This is a genomic window from Amycolatopsis pithecellobii, assembly GCF_009707865.1.
Lineage (GTDB): Bacteria > Actinomycetota > Actinomycetes > Mycobacteriales > Pseudonocardiaceae > Amycolatopsis_E > Amycolatopsis_E pithecellobii.
The window spans coordinates 1-16,764 of the sequence record NZ_WMBA01000078.1 but is presented as its reverse complement, the minus strand read 5'-3'; the positions used below and the strand labels follow the sequence as shown (position 1 = coordinate 16,764).

At 67.4% G+C, this 16,764-nt stretch carries 17 protein-coding genes, 2 tRNA genes and 1 pseudogene; 12 read left to right on the top strand and 8 right to left on the bottom strand.

Annotation, left to right across the window (positions count from 1 at the left end; genetic code table 11):
• Positions 1-10 precede the first annotated feature (10 nt).
• Together GKO32_RS33335 and GKO32_RS33330 are read left to right on the top strand one after the other, a co-directional pair.
• Complete coding sequence (locus tag GKO32_RS33335) at positions 11-208, top strand: helix-turn-helix transcriptional regulator (RefSeq protein WP_154760893.1); 198 nt, start codon at positions 11-13, stop codon at positions 206-208.
• Positions 208-1,341 carry a tyrosine-type recombinase/integrase gene (locus GKO32_RS33330; protein ID WP_154760892.1) on the top strand — a complete coding sequence of 378 codons (1,134 nt, stop codon included), beginning with the start codon at positions 208-210 and terminating at the stop codon, positions 1,339-1,341. The genes GKO32_RS33335 and GKO32_RS33330 overlap by 1 nt, the downstream gene beginning before the upstream one ends.
• Positions 1,342-1,457: 116 nt before the next feature.
• On the opposite strand, the gene GKO32_RS33325 is transcribed toward GKO32_RS33330, so the two are convergent.
• The 5 genes from GKO32_RS33325 to GKO32_RS33305 form a co-directional block, all read right to left on the bottom strand.
• A tRNA-Arg gene (locus tag GKO32_RS33325) sits at positions 1,458-1,530 on the bottom strand.
• Positions 1,531-1,572: 42 nt separating this feature from the next.
• Positions 1,573-1,662, bottom strand: a tRNA-Ser gene (locus GKO32_RS33320).
• Positions 1,663-1,726: 64 nt separating this feature from the next.
• Complete coding sequence (locus tag GKO32_RS33315; RefSeq protein ID WP_154760891.1) at positions 1,727-3,436, bottom strand: phosphatidylglycerol lysyltransferase domain-containing protein; 1,710 nt, start codon at positions 3,434-3,436, stop codon at positions 1,727-1,729.
• A gap of 34 nt (positions 3,437-3,470) precedes the next feature.
• The gene (locus tag GKO32_RS33310; RefSeq protein WP_312869002.1) at positions 3,471-5,450 is read right to left on the bottom strand and encodes an acetoacetate--CoA ligase; all 1,980 of its coding nucleotides are present in this window, start codon (positions 5,448-5,450) and stop codon (positions 3,471-3,473) included.
• A 15-nt stretch (positions 5,451-5,465) separates the two neighbouring features.
• Positions 5,466-6,092 carry a dienelactone hydrolase family protein gene (locus GKO32_RS33305; RefSeq protein WP_154760890.1) on the bottom strand — a complete coding sequence of 209 codons (627 nt, stop codon included), beginning with the start codon at positions 6,090-6,092 and terminating at the stop codon, positions 5,466-5,468.
• Between the two features lie 103 nt (positions 6,093-6,195).
• On the opposite strand from GKO32_RS33305, the gene hisC reads away from it, so the two are divergent.
• On the top strand, positions 6,196-7,257 hold the full coding sequence (gene hisC, locus GKO32_RS33300; RefSeq protein ID WP_154760889.1) for a histidinol-phosphate transaminase: 1,062 nt from the start codon (positions 6,196-6,198) through the stop codon (positions 7,255-7,257).
• A gap of 5 nt (positions 7,258-7,262) precedes the next feature.
• Here the strand turns inward: hisC and GKO32_RS33295 are convergent, their stop codons facing one another.
• Positions 7,263-8,027: a sulfite exporter TauE/SafE family protein gene (locus GKO32_RS33295; RefSeq protein ID WP_154760888.1), complete on the bottom strand. Its 765-nt coding sequence runs from the start codon at positions 8,025-8,027 to the stop codon at positions 7,263-7,265.
• 67 nt (positions 8,028-8,094) lie between these two features.
• Between GKO32_RS33295 and GKO32_RS33290 the strand changes: the two genes are divergently transcribed.
• The 5 genes from GKO32_RS33290 to ku are packed head-to-tail and all read left to right on the top strand — an operon-like array spanning position 8,095 to position 12,355.
• The gene (locus tag GKO32_RS33290; protein ID WP_154760887.1) at positions 8,095-9,150 is read left to right on the top strand and encodes an Rv2629 family ribosome hibernation factor; all 1,056 of its coding nucleotides are present in this window, start codon (positions 8,095-8,097) and stop codon (positions 9,148-9,150) included.
• Between the two features lie 30 nt (positions 9,151-9,180).
• Entirely contained in the window at positions 9,181-9,642 is a 462-nt protein-coding gene (locus GKO32_RS33285; RefSeq protein ID WP_154760908.1) for an ATP-binding protein, read from the top strand.
• Positions 9,639-10,445, top strand: coding sequence for a SigB/SigF/SigG family RNA polymerase sigma factor (locus tag GKO32_RS33280; RefSeq protein WP_312869001.1), 807 nt, complete (start codon positions 9,639-9,641; stop codon positions 10,443-10,445). Before GKO32_RS33285 ends, GKO32_RS33280 begins: the two co-directional genes overlap by 4 nt.
• A 17-nt stretch (positions 10,446-10,462) precedes the next feature.
• Positions 10,463-11,416: a non-homologous end-joining DNA ligase gene (gene ligD, locus GKO32_RS33275; protein WP_246245105.1), complete on the top strand. Its 954-nt coding sequence runs from the start codon at positions 10,463-10,465 to the stop codon at positions 11,414-11,416.
• 12 nt (positions 11,417-11,428) lie between these two features.
• Positions 11,429-12,355: a non-homologous end joining protein Ku gene (ku, locus tag GKO32_RS33270; protein ID WP_154760885.1), complete on the top strand. Its 927-nt coding sequence runs from the start codon at positions 11,429-11,431 to the stop codon at positions 12,353-12,355.
• Between the two features lie 43 nt (positions 12,356-12,398).
• Here ku and GKO32_RS33265 read toward each other — a convergent pair whose 3' ends face one another.
• Positions 12,399-13,400 carry a beta-ketoacyl-ACP synthase III gene (locus GKO32_RS33265; protein WP_154760884.1) on the bottom strand — a complete coding sequence of 334 codons (1,002 nt, stop codon included), beginning with the start codon at positions 13,398-13,400 and terminating at the stop codon, positions 12,399-12,401.
• A gap of 132 nt (positions 13,401-13,532) precedes the next feature.
• On the opposite strand from GKO32_RS33265, the gene GKO32_RS33260 reads away from it, so the two are divergent.
• From GKO32_RS33260 to GKO32_RS33245, 4 genes are all read left to right on the top strand, one after another.
• A complete protein-coding gene (locus GKO32_RS33260) occupies positions 13,533-14,651 on the top strand; it encodes a winged helix DNA-binding domain-containing protein (protein ID WP_154760883.1) in 1,119 nt (372 codons plus the stop codon).
• A gap of 27 nt (positions 14,652-14,678) precedes the next feature.
• Complete coding sequence (locus GKO32_RS33255; RefSeq protein WP_312868999.1) at positions 14,679-15,155, top strand: Lrp/AsnC family transcriptional regulator; 477 nt, start codon at positions 14,679-14,681, stop codon at positions 15,153-15,155.
• A gap of 154 nt (positions 15,156-15,309) precedes the next feature.
• Positions 15,310-15,714, top strand: a complete 405-nt coding sequence (locus GKO32_RS33250) for an SsgA family sporulation/cell division regulator (RefSeq protein WP_154760882.1) — start codon at positions 15,310-15,312, stop codon at positions 15,712-15,714.
• Between the two features lie 204 nt (positions 15,715-15,918).
• Positions 15,919-16,248, top strand: a complete 330-nt coding sequence (locus GKO32_RS33245) for a hypothetical protein (protein ID WP_154760881.1) — start codon at positions 15,919-15,921, stop codon at positions 16,246-16,248.
• Positions 16,249-16,255: 7 nt separating this feature from the next.
• Here the strand turns inward: GKO32_RS33245 and GKO32_RS33240 are convergent.
• Positions 16,256-16,764: pseudogene (locus tag GKO32_RS33240) on the bottom strand (hypothetical protein); the annotation flags it as partial.

The window sequence follows — 16,764 nt, the reverse complement described above, 5'->3', positions numbered from 1 at the left end:
GGAAACGAAGATGGGCAACGTACGACCGATCGAGCCTTTGTGGACAGTCGAACAGGTCGCGGACTTCCTGCAAGTGCCGGTGAAGACGCTGTATCAGTGGCGCCATCACGGGTATGGGCCGTCCGGGCGGCGTGTGGGGCGCTACATCCGGTACCGCGCGGAGGATGTGCGGGCCTGGGTGGACTCACTCGACGAGCAGAGCGCCTGATGGGGCGACCACCACTCTCGCTCGGGACGTGGGGCAGGATCCGGCGCTACCAACTCGGCTTGAAATCCTGGCGCGCCATGGCGAATTACCGCGATTACGACGGGGTGACGCGGCCGGTCGAGCGGCATGGCGAAACCGGTGCGAAGGCAGAGCGAGCGCTGCTGGAAGCACTACGGGACCGTGCGCGGGCCGGCGGGCAGGGTGAGATCACGGCCGACACGCGCATCAGCGAAGTGTGCCGGGTCTGGTTCGACGAGTTCAAGCAGCAGGACAAGGCATCCTCGACCGTCGACGCCTACGACGACGCGCTCAGGCTTCATGTGCTGCCCTCGGTCGGGAATCTTCGGGTGCGGGAGCTGACTGTGGGGGTGGCTGACCGGTTCCTGATCTCGGTGCGGGACAAGAAAGGTCCGTCTGCGGCCAAACACGCGAAGACGGTCCTGAGCGGCGTCATGGGGCTGGCGACCCGGCGGGAAGCGATCGACCACAACCCGATGCGGGATGTCGCTCCCATCGCGATCAAACGCAAGGACGCGCGGTCCCTCGAACTCGACGAAGTACGCAGGCTGCGGGCCGGACTGCGAAAGGACAAGAAGGCCGTCGAGCGGGACATCCCGGCGCTTGTGGACTTCATGCTTGGCACCGGGATGCGCATCGGTGAGGCTCTCGCCGTCACCTGGGAAGCACTCGACCTGGAAGCAGGCACAGTCGAGATCCGGGCGACCGTGGTCCGGAAAAAGGGCGTCGGGCTGATCCTGCAACCGGAGCCCAAAACCGAGGCAGGGTGGCGGACGCTCCACTTGCCGCCGTGGCTTGTCCTGCTGGTCGACGCCCGGCCGCGGGTCGAGAACGAGTGGAACGTCGTGTTCCCCTCGCAGCTCGGCAAGCTCCGGGACCGGTCGAACACGAACGCCGACCTTCGCGAGGCGCTGGGCGCGCTCGGCTTCGACTGGGTGACCAGTCACAACTTCCGCAAGACGGCGGCCACGCTGCTCAACGATCAGGGCCTGACCGTACGGGAAATAGCCGACCAGCTCGGCCACAAGCGGGTGAGCATGACGCTCGACACCTACTTCGGCCGCAAGCAGGCCAGCCCCAAGGTCGCGGAGCTCCTGAGCATCATCGACGAATAAAGCATGGGAAAAGTGTGGTGTTGATCATGAACGCACACCGGGCAAGATTTGCCCCCGGACAGCGAGAAACCCCCTGTCACCAGGGGGTTTCTCGGTCTTGCTGTCTCAACCAGACGTGCGCCCGAAGGGATTCGAACCCCTAACCTTCTGATCCGTAGTCAGATGCTCTATCCGTTGAGCTACGGGCGCTTGTTCAGTTATTAACTTAGCATCCGGCGAACCGGCGCTGAGCGGAGGCTCCGGGATTTGAACCCGGGAGGGGGGGTTACCCCCAACCGCATTAGCAGTGCGGCGCCATAGACCAGACTAGGCGAAGCCTCCCGGGATCAACGACCACTGCTCAGATAGCGTACACACCCCCGAAACCCCGCAGCAAAGGCCCCCCTCACCGCTGCAGCATGCGCATCAGCCAGCGCGAACGCCCGCCCAGGCCCTCGGCTTCGAACACCGCCACCCCGACGCGCGGCAGTTCGCGGACGCCCGGAAAGACCAGGAACCGCGGCACCCAGTTCGGCTGGAACTTCGCGTTGAACCGGTACAGCGACTCGATCTGGATCCAGCGTGACGCCAGGCCCAGTACTTTCGCCGAAACTCGGGCGACCGGGCCCGCCCCGATGCGCCGGCCCTGCTCGAGCAGTTTCCGGAACGCCGCGAAGTTCAACGAGACATACCTCACCCCATGTTCCGGCGCCCGAAGCAACAGCTCCGAGATCATCAACTCGTTCACCCCGTTGTCGGCCGCCCGGTCCCGCCGCATCACGTCCAGCGACAAACCTTCCGTCCCCCACGGCACGAACTGCAGCAAACCCCGCGTCCGCCCCTCCTGCTCCGCCGTCACGAGCACCGAGCCCGGGTCCCCCATCCGCCCCAGTGCCATCGAGAAACCCCGCTCGGTCGGGCTGTCCCGCCAGTTCGCCGCCAACGTCTGCAGCTCCGCCAGCTCACCGGCGGCTAGATCGTCCGCGCGCCGCACCGTCACCTCGTACCCGGCCCGCTTCGTCCGCGACACCGCCTGCCGCACGCCGCGCATGACCCGGCCGTCCAGGGTGAACGTCGACGCGTCGACCACGGCCTCGTCACCGATCTCCAGGACGTCCAGGTGGTACCGCGCCCACACCGTCGCCCCGAGCTCGGAACACCCCATCGCCGCGGGCACCCAGCCCTGCCGGCGGCACACCTCCAAGAACTCCTCGATCGCACCCGGCCAGGCTTCGCTGTCCCCCAGTGGATCCGCCGACGCGACCGCCGCGCCCGCGATCACGCGGTAGGTCACCGCCGCCTTGCCGGTCTTCGAGAAGACGACGAACTTGTCGTCCCGCAACGCGAAGTAGCCCAGCGAGTCGCGCGCACCGTGCTGATCCAGCAGCCCGCGCAGCCGTGCTTGATCCTCCTCCGACGGCTGCGGCGCGGGCTCCGCCGAGCGCAACAGGAAGTACGCCGCGAGAAGCATCCCGCCGAGCCCGAACAACAGCCCTACCGCCGCGGTCAGATCGTCCAGCCACACCACCCGGAACACCGCGGGCCCGCCGATCCCGATGAGCGACAACGCCGCCTCCGCGAGCCGGCCTCGGGAGTCCAGCGGTTCGAGGACACTGCGCGGCGCGAACGACAGCAGCGCGAAGTTGATCACCAACCCCGCCACCACCAGCTGCAGGAAGACCCGCACCGCACGCCATTTCCCGGTCACCGGGTCCGGCAGCGCGACGAAGTACCGCCGGTTCAACAGCAGCGCCACCGCCAGCGCCACTGACACCAGGCCCGCCGCGAACACATGCCGCAGCCCCAGATGCGACAGCGCCAGGAGCACACTCGCCGCGAGCGCCAGCTGCCACGCCCGGCGTTTGCGTCGCCGCAGTCCCGACGCCAACAGGATCAGCAGCACGCCGGTCACCAGCACCACCGCGGCCGCGCCCGTGGTCGCGTCCTGCGGCAACTCCAGCCACTCGGCGACCTTCCCGCGCATTCCCCGCCGCCCCGCGGGCAGCACGACGGACAACACCGCGACCAGCCCCACCAGCCGGGTGGTCCAGGTGATCGCCGCCACCGACGCCGCCCCCGTCAGGCGCCACAGCGCGGGACGCGCTTGTCCCGTCAACGGCCTGCCCACCAAACCCTGGTCCCCCTTCGGTCTATCTCCCCCCGGCCAGTTCGATGAACGGCTGCAACGCGTCCGGGTTGGCCAGCGCGTCCCTGCTCACCGCCCGATCCAGTGCCATCCCGGACAGGATCTTCTTCACTGGCACCTCACACTTCTTACCGTTCAGCGTCCGGGGCACTGCGGCGACCTCGATGAACCGGTCCGGCACATGCCGTGGTGACAGCTCCGCCCGCAACGCCGTGCGCAGTTCCGGTTCGACGTCGGCGAGGCTCGCGCCTGACGCCATCACGACGAAACACAACAGTTCACCGTTGGTATTCCCCACCGCGGTCGTGTCAATGACGAGCGAGTCGGCGATCTCGTCGTAGCTCTCCACGACGCGGTAGAACTCGGCCGTGCCCATCCGGACGCCGCCGCGGTTGAGCGTCGAGTCGCTGCGTCCGTAGATCACCGCGGAACCGCGCTCGGTGATCCGGATCCAGTCGCCGTGCCGCCATACCCCCGGGTAGTAGTCGAAGTACGCCTCCCGCAACCGGGTGCCGTCGGGGTCGTTCCAGAAGGACACCGGCATCGATGGCATCGGCACGGTGACCACCAGCTCACCGACCTCCTCGACGACCTCGTTGCCGTCGTCGTCATACGCCGCGACCGCCGCGCCGAGCGCGCGGCAGGACAGCTCTCCCAGCCACACCGGCACATCCGGCGCGGCGCCGACGAACGCGGCACACAGATCGGTGCCACCGGAGACCGAGCAGATCTGCACCTGCCTGCCGACGTGGTCACCGAGCCAGCGGAAACCCTCGACGCTCAGCGGTGCACCAGTGGATCCGACCGCGCGCAACGACGAAAGGTCGTACGTGTCGGCAGGCTCGAGATGCGCCTTGAGACAGCTCTGGACGAACGGCGCGGACGTGCCGAAGTACGTGATCTTCCTGTCTTGCACCAGCCGCCACAACGCGCCGAGATCCGGGTACCCCGGGCTGCCGTCGAACAGCACGATCGGCGTGCCCACCAGCAGCCCGCCGACCAGGAAGTTCCACATCATCCAGCCCGTGGTGGTGAACCAGAAGAACCGGTCACCGGGATGCAGATCCAATTGCAGGCCAAGGGCTTTCAGGTGCTCGACGACGATCCCGCCGTGCCCGTGCACAATGCCCTTCGGCAGGCCGGTGGTGCCGGACGAGTACAGCACCCACAGTGGATGGTCGAACGGAACCGGCTCGTAGGCAGGCTCCGCGCCGGCATGCCGGGCCAACAGCGTGTCCCAGTCGAGTGCGCCTTCGAGCCGGCCGCCGGCGTAGTCGACGACCACGGTCGCGGCCAGCGAAGGGAAATCCGCCCGCAATCGGTCCACTGTGGACCGGATGTCGAAGGACCGTCCGTTGTAGACATACCCGTTGACCGCGATGAACACCTTCGGTTCGATCTGGGTGAACCGGTCGGCCACCGCGCGCACCCCGAAGTCCGGCGAACACGACGACCAGATCGCGCCGAGGCTGGCCGTGGCGAGGAAGGCGACGAGCGTCTGCGGGCAGTTCGGCGCCAGCGCGACGACCCGATCTCCTTTGCCAACCCCGAGTTCAGCCAGCGCAGCCCGCGCCGCACCGACTTGACCGCGCAGCTCACCGAACGTGAGCTCGCTTTCGACACCGTCCTCGCGCCGGAAGAACACCGCCGGCTCGTCATCGCCCTTCGCCGCTCCCGCACCGGGTGACAGTGCGTGCTCGGCGTAGTTCAGCGTCCCACCGGGAAACCATTTCGCGCCCGGCATGCTCCGCTCGGCGAGCACCGCTGTCGGCCGTTCGTGCCAACGCACCCCGAGGAAATCGGCGAGCCCGCCCCAGAATCCGGCGGGATCGCCGACGGAGAACCGCCATAGCTCGTCGTAGTCGCCGACCGACATGCCGCGTTGCTCCCGCAGCCAATCCCGGAACGCCTGAATCCGGCTCGCGGCGACCTGTTCCGGAGCAGGCCGCCAGAGCACTTCGGGGATGTCAGCAGCTTGGTTCACATGGCGACTGTACGGTCAGCGCAGGTGCGCGTCGAACCAGCTCAGGGTGCGTTGCCAGGCCTCGACGGCGGCCTTCGGATCGGCGTCGAACCGGTGGTTCGCACCGGGATAGCGGACCACGTTGCTCGCCACTCCGGAGGTGGCCGCCGCCTCCCGCAGCTGCTCGACTTCGGCCGCGCCCAGCTCGTCCCCGGCGTCGCCGTAGACACCCAGCCACGGACTGGTCAGCTTGCCCGCGATCTCGACGAGCGCGGGCAGCTCCTTGCCGCCCTGCCCGCCGACGCTGACCGCCGCGCCGAGCTTGCGGTTCGAGGCGACGACGAGCGCCGCCGTGCCGCCGAGGTCGAACCCGACGACCCCGAGCAGATCCGCCTGCACCCCGTGCTCGACAAGCCACGCCAACGTGATGTCCGTGGCGCCCAGAATGGCCTCGCGGGTGGCCTCGCCTTTCAGATGCGGCGCCACGGCGAGCCAGCCCTCGCCGGCAAGACTCGCGACGAGCAGACGCACACCATCGGTGACTCCGTCGGCTTCATGGAGCACGACGAGCCCGCCGCGGACGACGTTCTCGGGTTCGGCGTAGGTCAATTCGATCGCGCGGCCGTCTTCGCGCTCGTAATGTTCGGTGTACGTCTGCGTCATCTCACCACTCAACCACCTCGGAGTGAACAGAAGTCAACATGACTTTGATCCAAGGCCACGCGTTACCGTGAGAGCAGCAGGTTTCGCCCAGAAGGAGCACAGCATGCCGGTCCAGCCCCGCGTAGGCCTCGATTTACTGCCCGATTACGTCGCGGGAAGGACCGTGCCAGGCGCGATCAAGCTGTCGAGCAACGAGACGCCGGACGGTCCGCTGCCCAGCGTCGCGCGCGCGATCGCCGACGCGGCCGGCACTCTCAACCGTTACCCGGACCCGAGCGTGAGCAAGCTCGCGTCGCGGCTGGCGGAAAAAGCCGGCCTGCCCGCCGAGCAGATCTCCGTCGGCTGCGGTTCCGTGGCGCTGTGCCACCAGCTCATGCACGCGATGTGCGCGCCGGGGGACGACGTGGTGTTCGCGTGGCGTTCGTTCGAGACGTACCCGATCGCGACGGGAATCGCCTGCGCGAACCCGATCCAGGTCCCACTGGACGCCGCCCACACGCATGATCTCGACGCGATGGCCGCCGCGATCACCCCGCGCACCCGGGTGGTCGTGGTGTGCAACCCGAACAACCCGACCAGCACCGCGAACCGGCGCGCGGAGCTCGACGCGTTCCTGGACAAGGTGCCTTCGGATGTGCTGGTCGTGCTGGACGAGGCTTATCGCGAGTTCGTCAGCGACCCCGAGGTTCCCGATGGCCTCGACTACGTGCGCACCCGGGACAACGTCGCGGTCCTGCGTACCTTCTCCAAGGCCTACGGGCTGGCCGGACTTCGCGTCGGCTACTTCGCCGGCCCGAAGCAGATCGCCGCCGCGCTGCGGAAGGTGTACGTGCCGTTCAGCGTGAACTCGCTTGCGCAGATCGCCGCGATGGCCTCGCTCGACGCCGAGGACGAGCTGCTCGCCCGGTGCGAAACCATTGTGGCGGAACGGGATCGGGTGCGTGCCGAGCTGATCGAGGCCGGCTACGAGGTGCCGGACTCACAGGCGAACTTCATCTGGCTTCCGTTGGGCGACAAGGCATTCGAGTTCTCCGAACACACACTGGCGAACAAGGTCGTGGTGCGGGCGTTCCAGCCGGACGGCGTGCGGGTGACGATCAGCCACCCCGAGGAGAACGACCTGTTCCTGCACGCCGCTCGCAGTTACCAATCCGACCGTAAGTAGCGCAGCTACCGCAGGACCAGCTGAACGATCGCGGCGAGCCCGACGACCACGATCACGCCGCGCAGCACGGTGGGCGAAAGACGCCGTCCGATTTTGGCGCCCAGCTGCCCGCCGAGCGTGGAACCGACCGCGAGCAACCCGACCACCGGCCAGCTGATCGGCGCGACGAACGCGTAGATCACTCCGGCGACGACGTTGACCACGGCGGCGAGGACGTTCTTGATGCCGTTGAGCCGCTGCATCGAGTCGGTCAGCATCATGCCCATGATCCCCATCAGCATGACGCCTTGTGCCGCCGTGAAATAGCCGCCGTAGACGCCGACGAGGAAGATCAGGAAAAGCAGCAGCGGACCGCCGTGCCCGGCGACGGTGTCGGAACGCGCACGCCGGATGGCCACCCGCGCCGATATCCACGGCTGGACGATCACCAGCACCACGGCGATCCCGACGAGCACCGGCACGATCGTCTCGAAAGCGTTGGGCGGCAAGGACAACAGCAGCGCTGTGCCGCCGATGGCGCCGAGCAGAGACGGCACGGAGTACCGCACGAGCCGTCGTGCCTGGCCGGTCAGCTCGTGGCGGTATCCGATGGCGCCGCTGATCGTGCCTGGCGCGAGCCCGAGCGCGTTCGACGTCGTCGCGGTCACCGGCGGATAGCCGAGCGCCACCAGCACCGGGAACGTGACGAGGGTGCCGGACCCGACAACGGCGTTGATGGCGCCGGCCCAGACTCCTGCCAACAGCACGATCACCGCATGCCACCAAGTCATGGCACCTCCCTCCTTCCCATGGAACACCCCGCGTTTCGGGCCGGGGTGTTGTGGGTACCACGCGCCCATGCAGACGACGACGTTACGACCCCTCGTCCGCACCACGGGCCCGTTCACCTCGGTCTACTTCGAAGACACCCACGACACCGAGGACGCGGGGAAGCAGCTGGAGCTACGGTGGCGCGACCTGCGCGATCGGCTGTCCGCGCAACACGCCCCCGCGGAATCGCTGGCGGCACTGGAAAAAGCCGTGCTGAACGGCGCGCCGCCGGTCGGCCGCAGCGGTCGCGGACTGATCGCGGCCGGTGACTCCGTCCTGCTCGACGAGCGGCTGCACGAGCCGCCCGCGGAGCCGTTGACCCGGGTTTCCGGGCTGCCGTACGTGCTGCCGCTGACGCGCTATGCCGAGCCACGCCTGAAATACGTCGTCGCGTCCGTGGACCAGATCAACGCTTCCGTTGCGGCGTATGACGAATACGGCCGCAAACGCGCGGACGACGAGGTCTCCGGGCGTGATCACCCGGTGCATCAGGTCCGCGGCGGAGGCGTCGGCCAGTACGAGATGCGCGAGCACACCGAGGAGACGATTCGCCGGAACGTGGCCGAAATCGCGGAGGACGTGACGAAGCTTGCCGACCGGACGGGCGCCGAGCTGGTCGTGCTGGCCGGCGAGATCCAGGGCCGGCGGGCGGTGCTCGACGCGCTGCCGAAGCATGTCGGCCAGATCACCCACGAGGTGACCCATGAGGACGTCGCCGGTGAGCTGGCCGCCGCGGAGAAGCAGCGCCGACTGGACGAAGTCCTGGAACGCTTCCGCGGTGCGCTCGGGCGGGAGGACGGCTTGGCCGGGCAGGGACTTGAAGCCGTGACGAACGCGCTTCTCGAAGGCAACGTGGAAACCCTGCTGGTCAGCGACCCCGGCGAGGAGACCGTCTGGACCGGCGAGTCACCGGCGCGCGTCGCCGTCAGCGAGCCGGAACTGCGGGCGCTCGGCGAAACCGAGGCGCACGAAAATCGGGCCGACGAAGCACTTCCCGCTGCCGCCATCGTGGTCGGTGCCGATCTCGTGCACGTCGACAGCGAGCTCCAGGAAGGGTTCGGCGCCATCCTGCGCCACCGTTGAGTGCAGCAGGAGCCCCCCGTTCAGGGCATCATGGTGCGCAGCAACATCCGAAACTACGGCGAGGTGAAAGTGGCCGACAGCAAATCCCCGCCCCTCAACGCGCACTCAGACATCGAGTTGCGCCTCGGCGCTGACCTGGTCAACCTGCCGATCGTGCGCTCCGTCGTGGCGACCATCGCCACCCGCGCGGACTTCGATCTCGACGCCATCGCCGACCTGCGGCTCGCCGTGGACGAGGCGTGCTCGACGCTGATCACCAGAGCCATTCCGGGAACCACCATGCGATGCTCGTTCACCATCACTGACGACGAGCTCAGATTCACCGGGACCGTTCAGTCCGAAAGCGACAGTTCACCGAGCACCCGGTCGTTCGGCTGGCGGGTACTGACCACGCTGACCGACTCGGTGAACAGCCGGGTCACCTCGGACGGCGTGCTCGGCCACCAGATCGACATCGAGCTCGCCAAGCGGCGTGTCGTGGTGGACGCGTGACCGGCTCGCCAGCCGAAGCCACTTCGTCTCACGAATACGGGCACCTCGCTCCGCTTTTCGACGAGCTCGCGGCCCTCGACGACAACGATCCGCGGCGGTCCGAGCTCCGGGACGAACTGGTGACCGGCCATCTCCCGCTGGCCGAGCACATCGCGCAGCGCTTCTCCGGCCGTGGTGTCGCGAAGGAGGACCTGGTCCAGGTGGCCACGGTCGGGCTGATCAACGCCGTCGACCGGTTCGATCCCACGCGTGGCTCGGACTTCCTGTCTTTCGCGGTGCCGACGGTGATGGGCGAGGTCAGACGGCATTTCCGCGACACGGGGTGGCTGGTCAGAGTCCCGCGGCGGCTCAAGGAACTGCACCTGTCGATCTCGAACGCGAACACCGAACTGGCACAGCGGCTCGGCCGTGCCCCGACCCCGAGCGAGATCGCCGCCCACCTGAACATCAGCCAGGACGAAGTGCTGTCGGGCCTGGAAGCGGGCAACGCGTACCACTCGATGTCGCTCGATGAGGTGCTTTCCGGCGACACGGAGAATCTGGCGCTGGGCGACACGCTCGGCGAAGAGGACGCAGCACTGGAAGGCGTGGAGAACCACGAGGCGCTGCTGCCACTGATCCGGGAACTGCCCGAGCGCGAGCGCAAGATCCTCGGGTTGCGGTTCGTGCACAACATGACCCAGACCCAGATCGCCGAGCGCATCGGCGTCTCGCAGATGCACGTGTCGCGGCTGCTCGCCAGGACACTCGAACGGCTCCGCGAAGGGCTGACCGAGCAGGACGAGGACGTGGTGTCCCGCTGAGCGGCAGGGGGTATCCGATGCGTATGGATGTCGAGCCCGGCTGGCGCGAGCCAGAACTCGCGACGCTCACGCAACGCCGGTTTTCCAGCGAGAACTGGCTGTTCGAACGCAAGCTCGACGGTGTGCGCGTCATCTGTTCGCGGGCGGGCGACACCCCGACCCTGTGGTCACGCAACCACCACGTCATCAGCGACTCCTACCCGGAGATCGTCGAGGCACTGGCCGCCCATGGGGGCACGCATTTCGTGGCGGACGGGGAGATCGTCGCGTTCGACGGCGCGCAGACGAGTTTCGCCAAGCTCCAGCACCGCATCCACCTCACCGACCGCACCCGGATCGAGGCCACCGGCGTGCAGGTCTACTACTACCTGTTCGACCTGCTCGTCTTCGATCATGCCGACGCCGGCCCGCTGCCGCTGCGACAGCGGAAACAGTTGCTGCGCAACGCTTTCGACTGGGCCGACCCGCTGCGGTACTCGAACCACCGCAATGCCGACGGTGAGCGGTACTTCAGCTATGCCTGCCAACAGGGTTGGGAGGGCTTGATCGCGAAGCGTGCTGACGCGCCGTACCGCGGCGGCCGGACGGCCGACTGGCTGAAGTTCAAATGTGTCAAGGACCAGGAGTTCGTGGTCGGCGGCTACACCAAGCCGGGCGGTTCACGCAGTGGTTTCGGCGCGCTTCTCGTGGGCTATTACGAGGGGGGCAGGTTGCGGTACGCCGGCAAGGTCGGGACCGGCTACACGGAGGCTGTGCTGAACGAACTGTCCGGCACGCTCGCCGGGTTGCGGCGCGGCGATTCGCCGTTCGACGACGTCGTGCCCGAGCGCGGGCCGTCTTGGGTGGAACCGGAGTTGGTGGTGCAGGTGCGATTCTCCGAGTGGACGACCGACGGCAGGCTGCGGCATCCACGCTTCACCGGGGTGCGTGACGACAAAGCCGCCGGCGAGGTGGTGCGGGAACAACGCTGAGGAGGTGACCGGATGGCACGGGCAATCTGGCGTGGGGCGGTCAATTTCGGCCTGGTGACAGTGCCGGTCGAGCTGTACAGCGCGACCGAGGACCACACCGTGCACTTCCACCAGTTCGAGCGGGGCACCTCCGACCGTATCCGCTACCGCCGGGTGAACGAGCGCACGGGCAAAGAGGTCGGGCTGGACGACATCGTCAAGGGCTACGACCTCGGCGAGGGTGAGTACGTGCTGGTCGAGCAGCAGGAGCTGGACGACATTGCGCCCGGCCGGTCGCGGAGCATCGATATCGAGGCCTTCGTCGAGCTCGACGACATCGATCCCGTCTACTTCCAGAAAAGTTACTGGCTCGCACCGTCCAAAGAGGAATTCGGCCGAGCTTACGGCCTACTGGTCGAGGCCATGGCGCGTACGGGCAAAGCGGGTGTCGCGCGGTTTGTGTTGCAGGGCAGGGAACAGATCGCGGCGATCCGCGCCGGGGAGGAATGCCTGCTGGTGCTCGACACCCTGCTGTTCGCCGACGACCTACGAGATCCGGAGCGGGAGCTGAAGAACCCGCCGTCCCGGACAGGTAAGCGTGGCAAGGAAATCGACATGGCGATCAGCCTGATCGATTCGATGACCGAGGATTGGCAGCCCGAGGACTACCACGACACCTACACCGAACGGGTGCACAAGCTGATCGATGACAAGAAGGCCGGGCGGAAGGTGTCCGTGGAAGCGCCGCCGGCGGAGCCGACGAAGGTGGTCGACCTGTTCGAGGCCTTGTCGCGCAGCGTGGAAAGCCGTGGCAGGAAAGGGAAATCCAGCAAGGCTGCGCCGTCGAGCAAGGCGGAGCTGGACAAGGAGGCCCGCGAGCTCGGCATCAAGGGCCGGTCGAAGATGTCGAAGGCAGAGCTGGAAAGGGCGGTGCGGGGCGCCCGCCGGCGCGCTTCCTGAATACGGTCATCACTGTCCACAGTAGACCAGCGAGACCGCGTGATCAGCCCGGCTTGACGTCCGGCCAGGTGAGCAGCGTCGAGCCCCAGGTGAGCCCGGCACCGAAGGCGGTCAGCAGCACCCGGTGCCCCGGCTGCAGGCTCCGGTCCTCGCACGCGTCGGCCAGTGCGAGCGGGATCGACGCGGCGCTGGTGTTGCCGACGCGCCCGATGTTCGCCACCACCCGGTCACCGGGCAGCCCGAGTTGTTTCGCGGTGGCCTGCAGGATGCGAATGTTGGCCTGGTGCGCGACAAAACGGTCCACGTCGCCGATTTCCAGCCCGGTCCGCTCCAACACCGCGCGCGCCGATTCGGCCATCCGCGCGCACGCGTGCCGGAAGATCGCCTGCCCCTGCATGGTCACGAAATAGTCGTGCGGATCCGCCGCCTCACGCTGTTTCGCGCCGCCGGCCGGCACCGTCAGCAGCTCCGCCCGGTCACCCTCGCTGTGCAGATCGAAAGGCCCGAGCGCGCCCGGCTCATCGGGCAGCCCACGCCGCAACACCACGGCGCCCGCGCCGTCACCGAAGATCGGCATCGTGCCGCGGTCCGCCGGATCACAGAGCCGGCTGAACACATCGGAGCCGATGACCAGCACGCGATCTGCGATACCCCCTGCGATCAGCCCGGCACCCGTCGCGAGCGCGTACACGAAGCCGGTGCACACCGCGTTCACGTCGAAAGCGGCGATCCCGCTCAGTCCCAGCCCGGACGCCACCTGCGGTGCGCTGGCCGGGCACAGCTGGTCGGCGGTGGAGGTGGCGAGCACGAGCGCGTCCACGACATCGGAACCGGCGCTGCGCAAGGCATTTCCACCCGCGTGCACCGCCATGTCCACTGTGGACGTGTCAGGATCGGCTATCCGTCGCTCCCTGATGCCCGTGCGGGTGCGGATCCATTCGTCGGACGTGTCCAGCCGCTGCGCGATTTCGTCGTTGCCCACCACTCGCGGCGGCAGCCAGGCGCCGAGCCCGGTCAAAACCGCCGCAGAGTGCCCCTTATGCATGTCATCACTTCTAGGCCTTACCACTGGGTAGACCGGCGAGTTGTGTTCCAGGTCACATTCACTGCCCCCGAAAGGGCTACTGACCTGGGGAGGAATCCGGAAACCGTCGGTGCCCCCTCGTACCGTGTGGGCATGTCGGTTCTGGGCACCAGGGCACTCAACCGCGCACTTCTCGCGCGGCAGTTTCTCTTGCGCCGGGTGAAGGATCCGCCACTGGATGTCATCCGGCGGCTGTGCGGGATGCAAGCCCAGGCGCCGTTCCCGCCCTATTTCGGGCTTTGGGCCCGCGTGCACGGCTTCGCACCCGAAGACCTTTCGGGCCTGCTGCTGGACCGGTCGGTGGTCCGGATCGCGTTGATGCGCGGCACGGTCCACCTGGTGACGGCGGAGGACTGCCTGTTCCTGCGCCCGCTCGTGCAACCACTCCTCGACCGGGACCTCGAGACCAACCAGGCGTACGCCCACGCGCTCAGGCAGGTCGACCTTCCTTCGCTGGCGCGACACGCGCGCGCCGCCCTCGACGAGGAACCACGCACGGGAGCCGAACTCGGCAAGCTGCTGGCCGAGCAGCATCCCGGCACGCCGCCGGCCGCGCTGGCCCATGCCGCCCGCGGCCTGCTACCGCTCGTACAGATTCCGCCACGAGCCGTGTGGGGCCGCAGCGGCCGTCCCACCTACGCCACGGCCGAGCGCTGGCTCGGCCGTCCGCTCGACAGCCAGGCGGGTCTCGATGAACTGGTGCGGCGCTATCTCGCCGCCTTCGGTCCGGCGACGGTCAACGACGTCCAGGCATGGAGCGGGCTCACTCGCCTCGGCGAAGTAGTCGATCGGTTACGCCCGCGGCTGAAAACCTTCGCCGACGAGCAGGGCCGCGAGCTGTTCGACCTGCCGGACGCACCGCGTCCCGAGCCGGAAACCCCCGCACCGCCTCGATTCATCGCCGAGTTCGACAACTTGCTGTTGTCCCATGCCGATCGCAGCCGGGTCATGTCCGCCGACGCCAGAAAGCGGGTGTTCGGCGTACCCAACGGAGTGTTTCCCGGCACGGTCCTCATCGACGGATTCGTTCGTGGTACCTGGAAAATCGCCAAGACGCGGGATGCCGCGACGCTGGACATCGAGCCGTACCAACGTATCTCCAAAAAGGACAGCGCAGCACTGGTGAGCGCCGGCGCCCGGCTGCTGCGGTTCGCCGCACCGGAGCGCGCACCGGACGTCCGGTTGCACGAGCTCGGTAAATCAGCCGCCTGAGCTGCGGTCGTTGGTTACCATGCGAAGGTGCCCGACGCCACCTTGGATTCCCTTGACCAAGCCATTCTCCGCAGGCTGCAGGTGGACTGCCGTGCGATCGCGGAGTCGATCGGGGCTCAGATCGGTCTTTCGGCCGCGGCCGTGCAACGGCGGATCAAACGGCTGCGGGAGACGGGTGTCATCACGAAGGAGGTCGCGGTCGTCGACCCGAAGGCCGTCGGCGTGAACATGAGTTTCGTGGTCTCGGTCGAGATGGAGCGCGAACGGATCGAGGTGATCGAGGCCTTCCGCAAGCAGGTACTCGACGATCCCGCGGTCCAACAGTGTTACTACGTAACGGGGTCGGCCGACTTCGTCCTGATGGTCGTGTGCCGGGACATGGCCGAGTTCGAAGCGTTCACCCGCCGGGCCTTCTTCGACAACGGCGAAGTACGGCACTTCACCACCAGCGTGGTGATGGACCGGATGAAGGTCGGGCTCACCGTTCCCCTGAACGGTGGCTGATTTCCTGCCGGGCCCGTGTTACAGGTTTCGGGCGATTGCACCGGATCGCGTGAAAGTGTTTCGACGGGCATCATTATCGGCCCGGAATGCCATCTCCCTGCTGTCCGACCAGTTCGTGCCGGGTGCACGAAGCCACTGACCGCAAGGAGTGGACATGAACAGCGAAGCTGTCAACCAGAGCCAGTTCGTCACGCTGAACGGGTCGAGCACGCCCGTCCTGTCTCGACTGTCCTATGTGACCGCCGAGCCGTTCGCCGTGAACATCGCCTTCCGCACCGAGCGCGGCCGCTGGGTCGAGTGGACGTTCGCCCGTGAGCTGCTGACGCAGGGCCTGGCGGAGCCGACGGGTCTCGGTGACGTGCGGGTGCGCCCGGACCTCTCGAGCGCCGAGGACCTGTTGATCCTGGAGATCGAGTCACCGGACGGTTACGCACTGGTGGAGATCGAACGCGAGGACGTCGAGCGTTTCCTCGACGCGGCCGCCGAAGTCGTTCCGCTCGGCACGGAAAGCGAGCACTTCGACGTCGATGCCTTCATCGCCGAGATCACGAACGTCTGAGCGCGGGAGTCGTCACATGTGCCGGCAGGCCTTGCGGTTACCGTCGTCTGGTGGACCCGGACGAGGTGCCGATGCCGTCTTGGCGCATCCCGACTCGCAGCGAGCACCGCTCGTCGGCGGTCGCGGTCGTCGTGGCGACGGTCTGCCTGCAACTGCTGCTGCCGAACGCGCTGGTGATCCGATGTCGCGAACGCGGCGTCCGCGGTGCTCGTCGACGGCATCATCACCGGATCGATCACCAACTGTCCCGGCTCGCTCCTGCTCAGCGCGGGGATCGTCTACTGGAGCAATATCATCGCTTTTTCCCTCTGCTACTGGGAGTTCGACGGCGGTGGCCCAGGTGAGCGTGCCGCGGGTTCAGCTGAGTATCCGGATTTTCTGTTTCCGCAGATGAGCGACTCCACGGCATTCAGCCCCACCGACGTGATGCCGTTGCGTCCGTGGGCGAAGCTGACCCTGATGCTGCAGGCGGCCATCTCGCTGCTGATCGCACTGCTCGTGGTCGCTTGGGCGGTCAGCACCTTGAAATCGTGATCCGCGGTCAGCGGCCGAAGCCCCAATACTGGTAGCCGCCGCGGTTCTTCGCCCCACTTTGCGGCCATGATGTGCCGAACTGTGTCCATTGCTGGGAAAGCAAGATGGCCACGGGGTTCTGCGGGGTAGCGGTCGGGGTGTCGGCGCGGGCGTCGGGGCTCGCGGAGGGTGTTTTGCTGGTGGTCTTGGGGGCCCGTTTCGTGCTGGCGGCCGGTTTCGTACTGGTGACCGGCGGCGCAGCGGCGGGCGCAGGCACAACCGGCGCGGGTTCGACGACCGGCGCGGGCGGCACTTCCCGGTTGCCGGTCTGCCCGGGAGCGGCGCCCGCGGCCAGCACGGGCACGGGTTCTTGATCGAGGTGCCCCCACACCCCGCCGCCGATCCACCCGACGACGAGGAAGAGGGCTGCCGCACCGGCGAACACGAGGTTCCGCCGCACCCGCTGTGTCACCGGCCGCTGAGGTTCCGTGACAGCCACAAACGTGGACGGCACCCCTCCCAACCTGTCTCTTATAC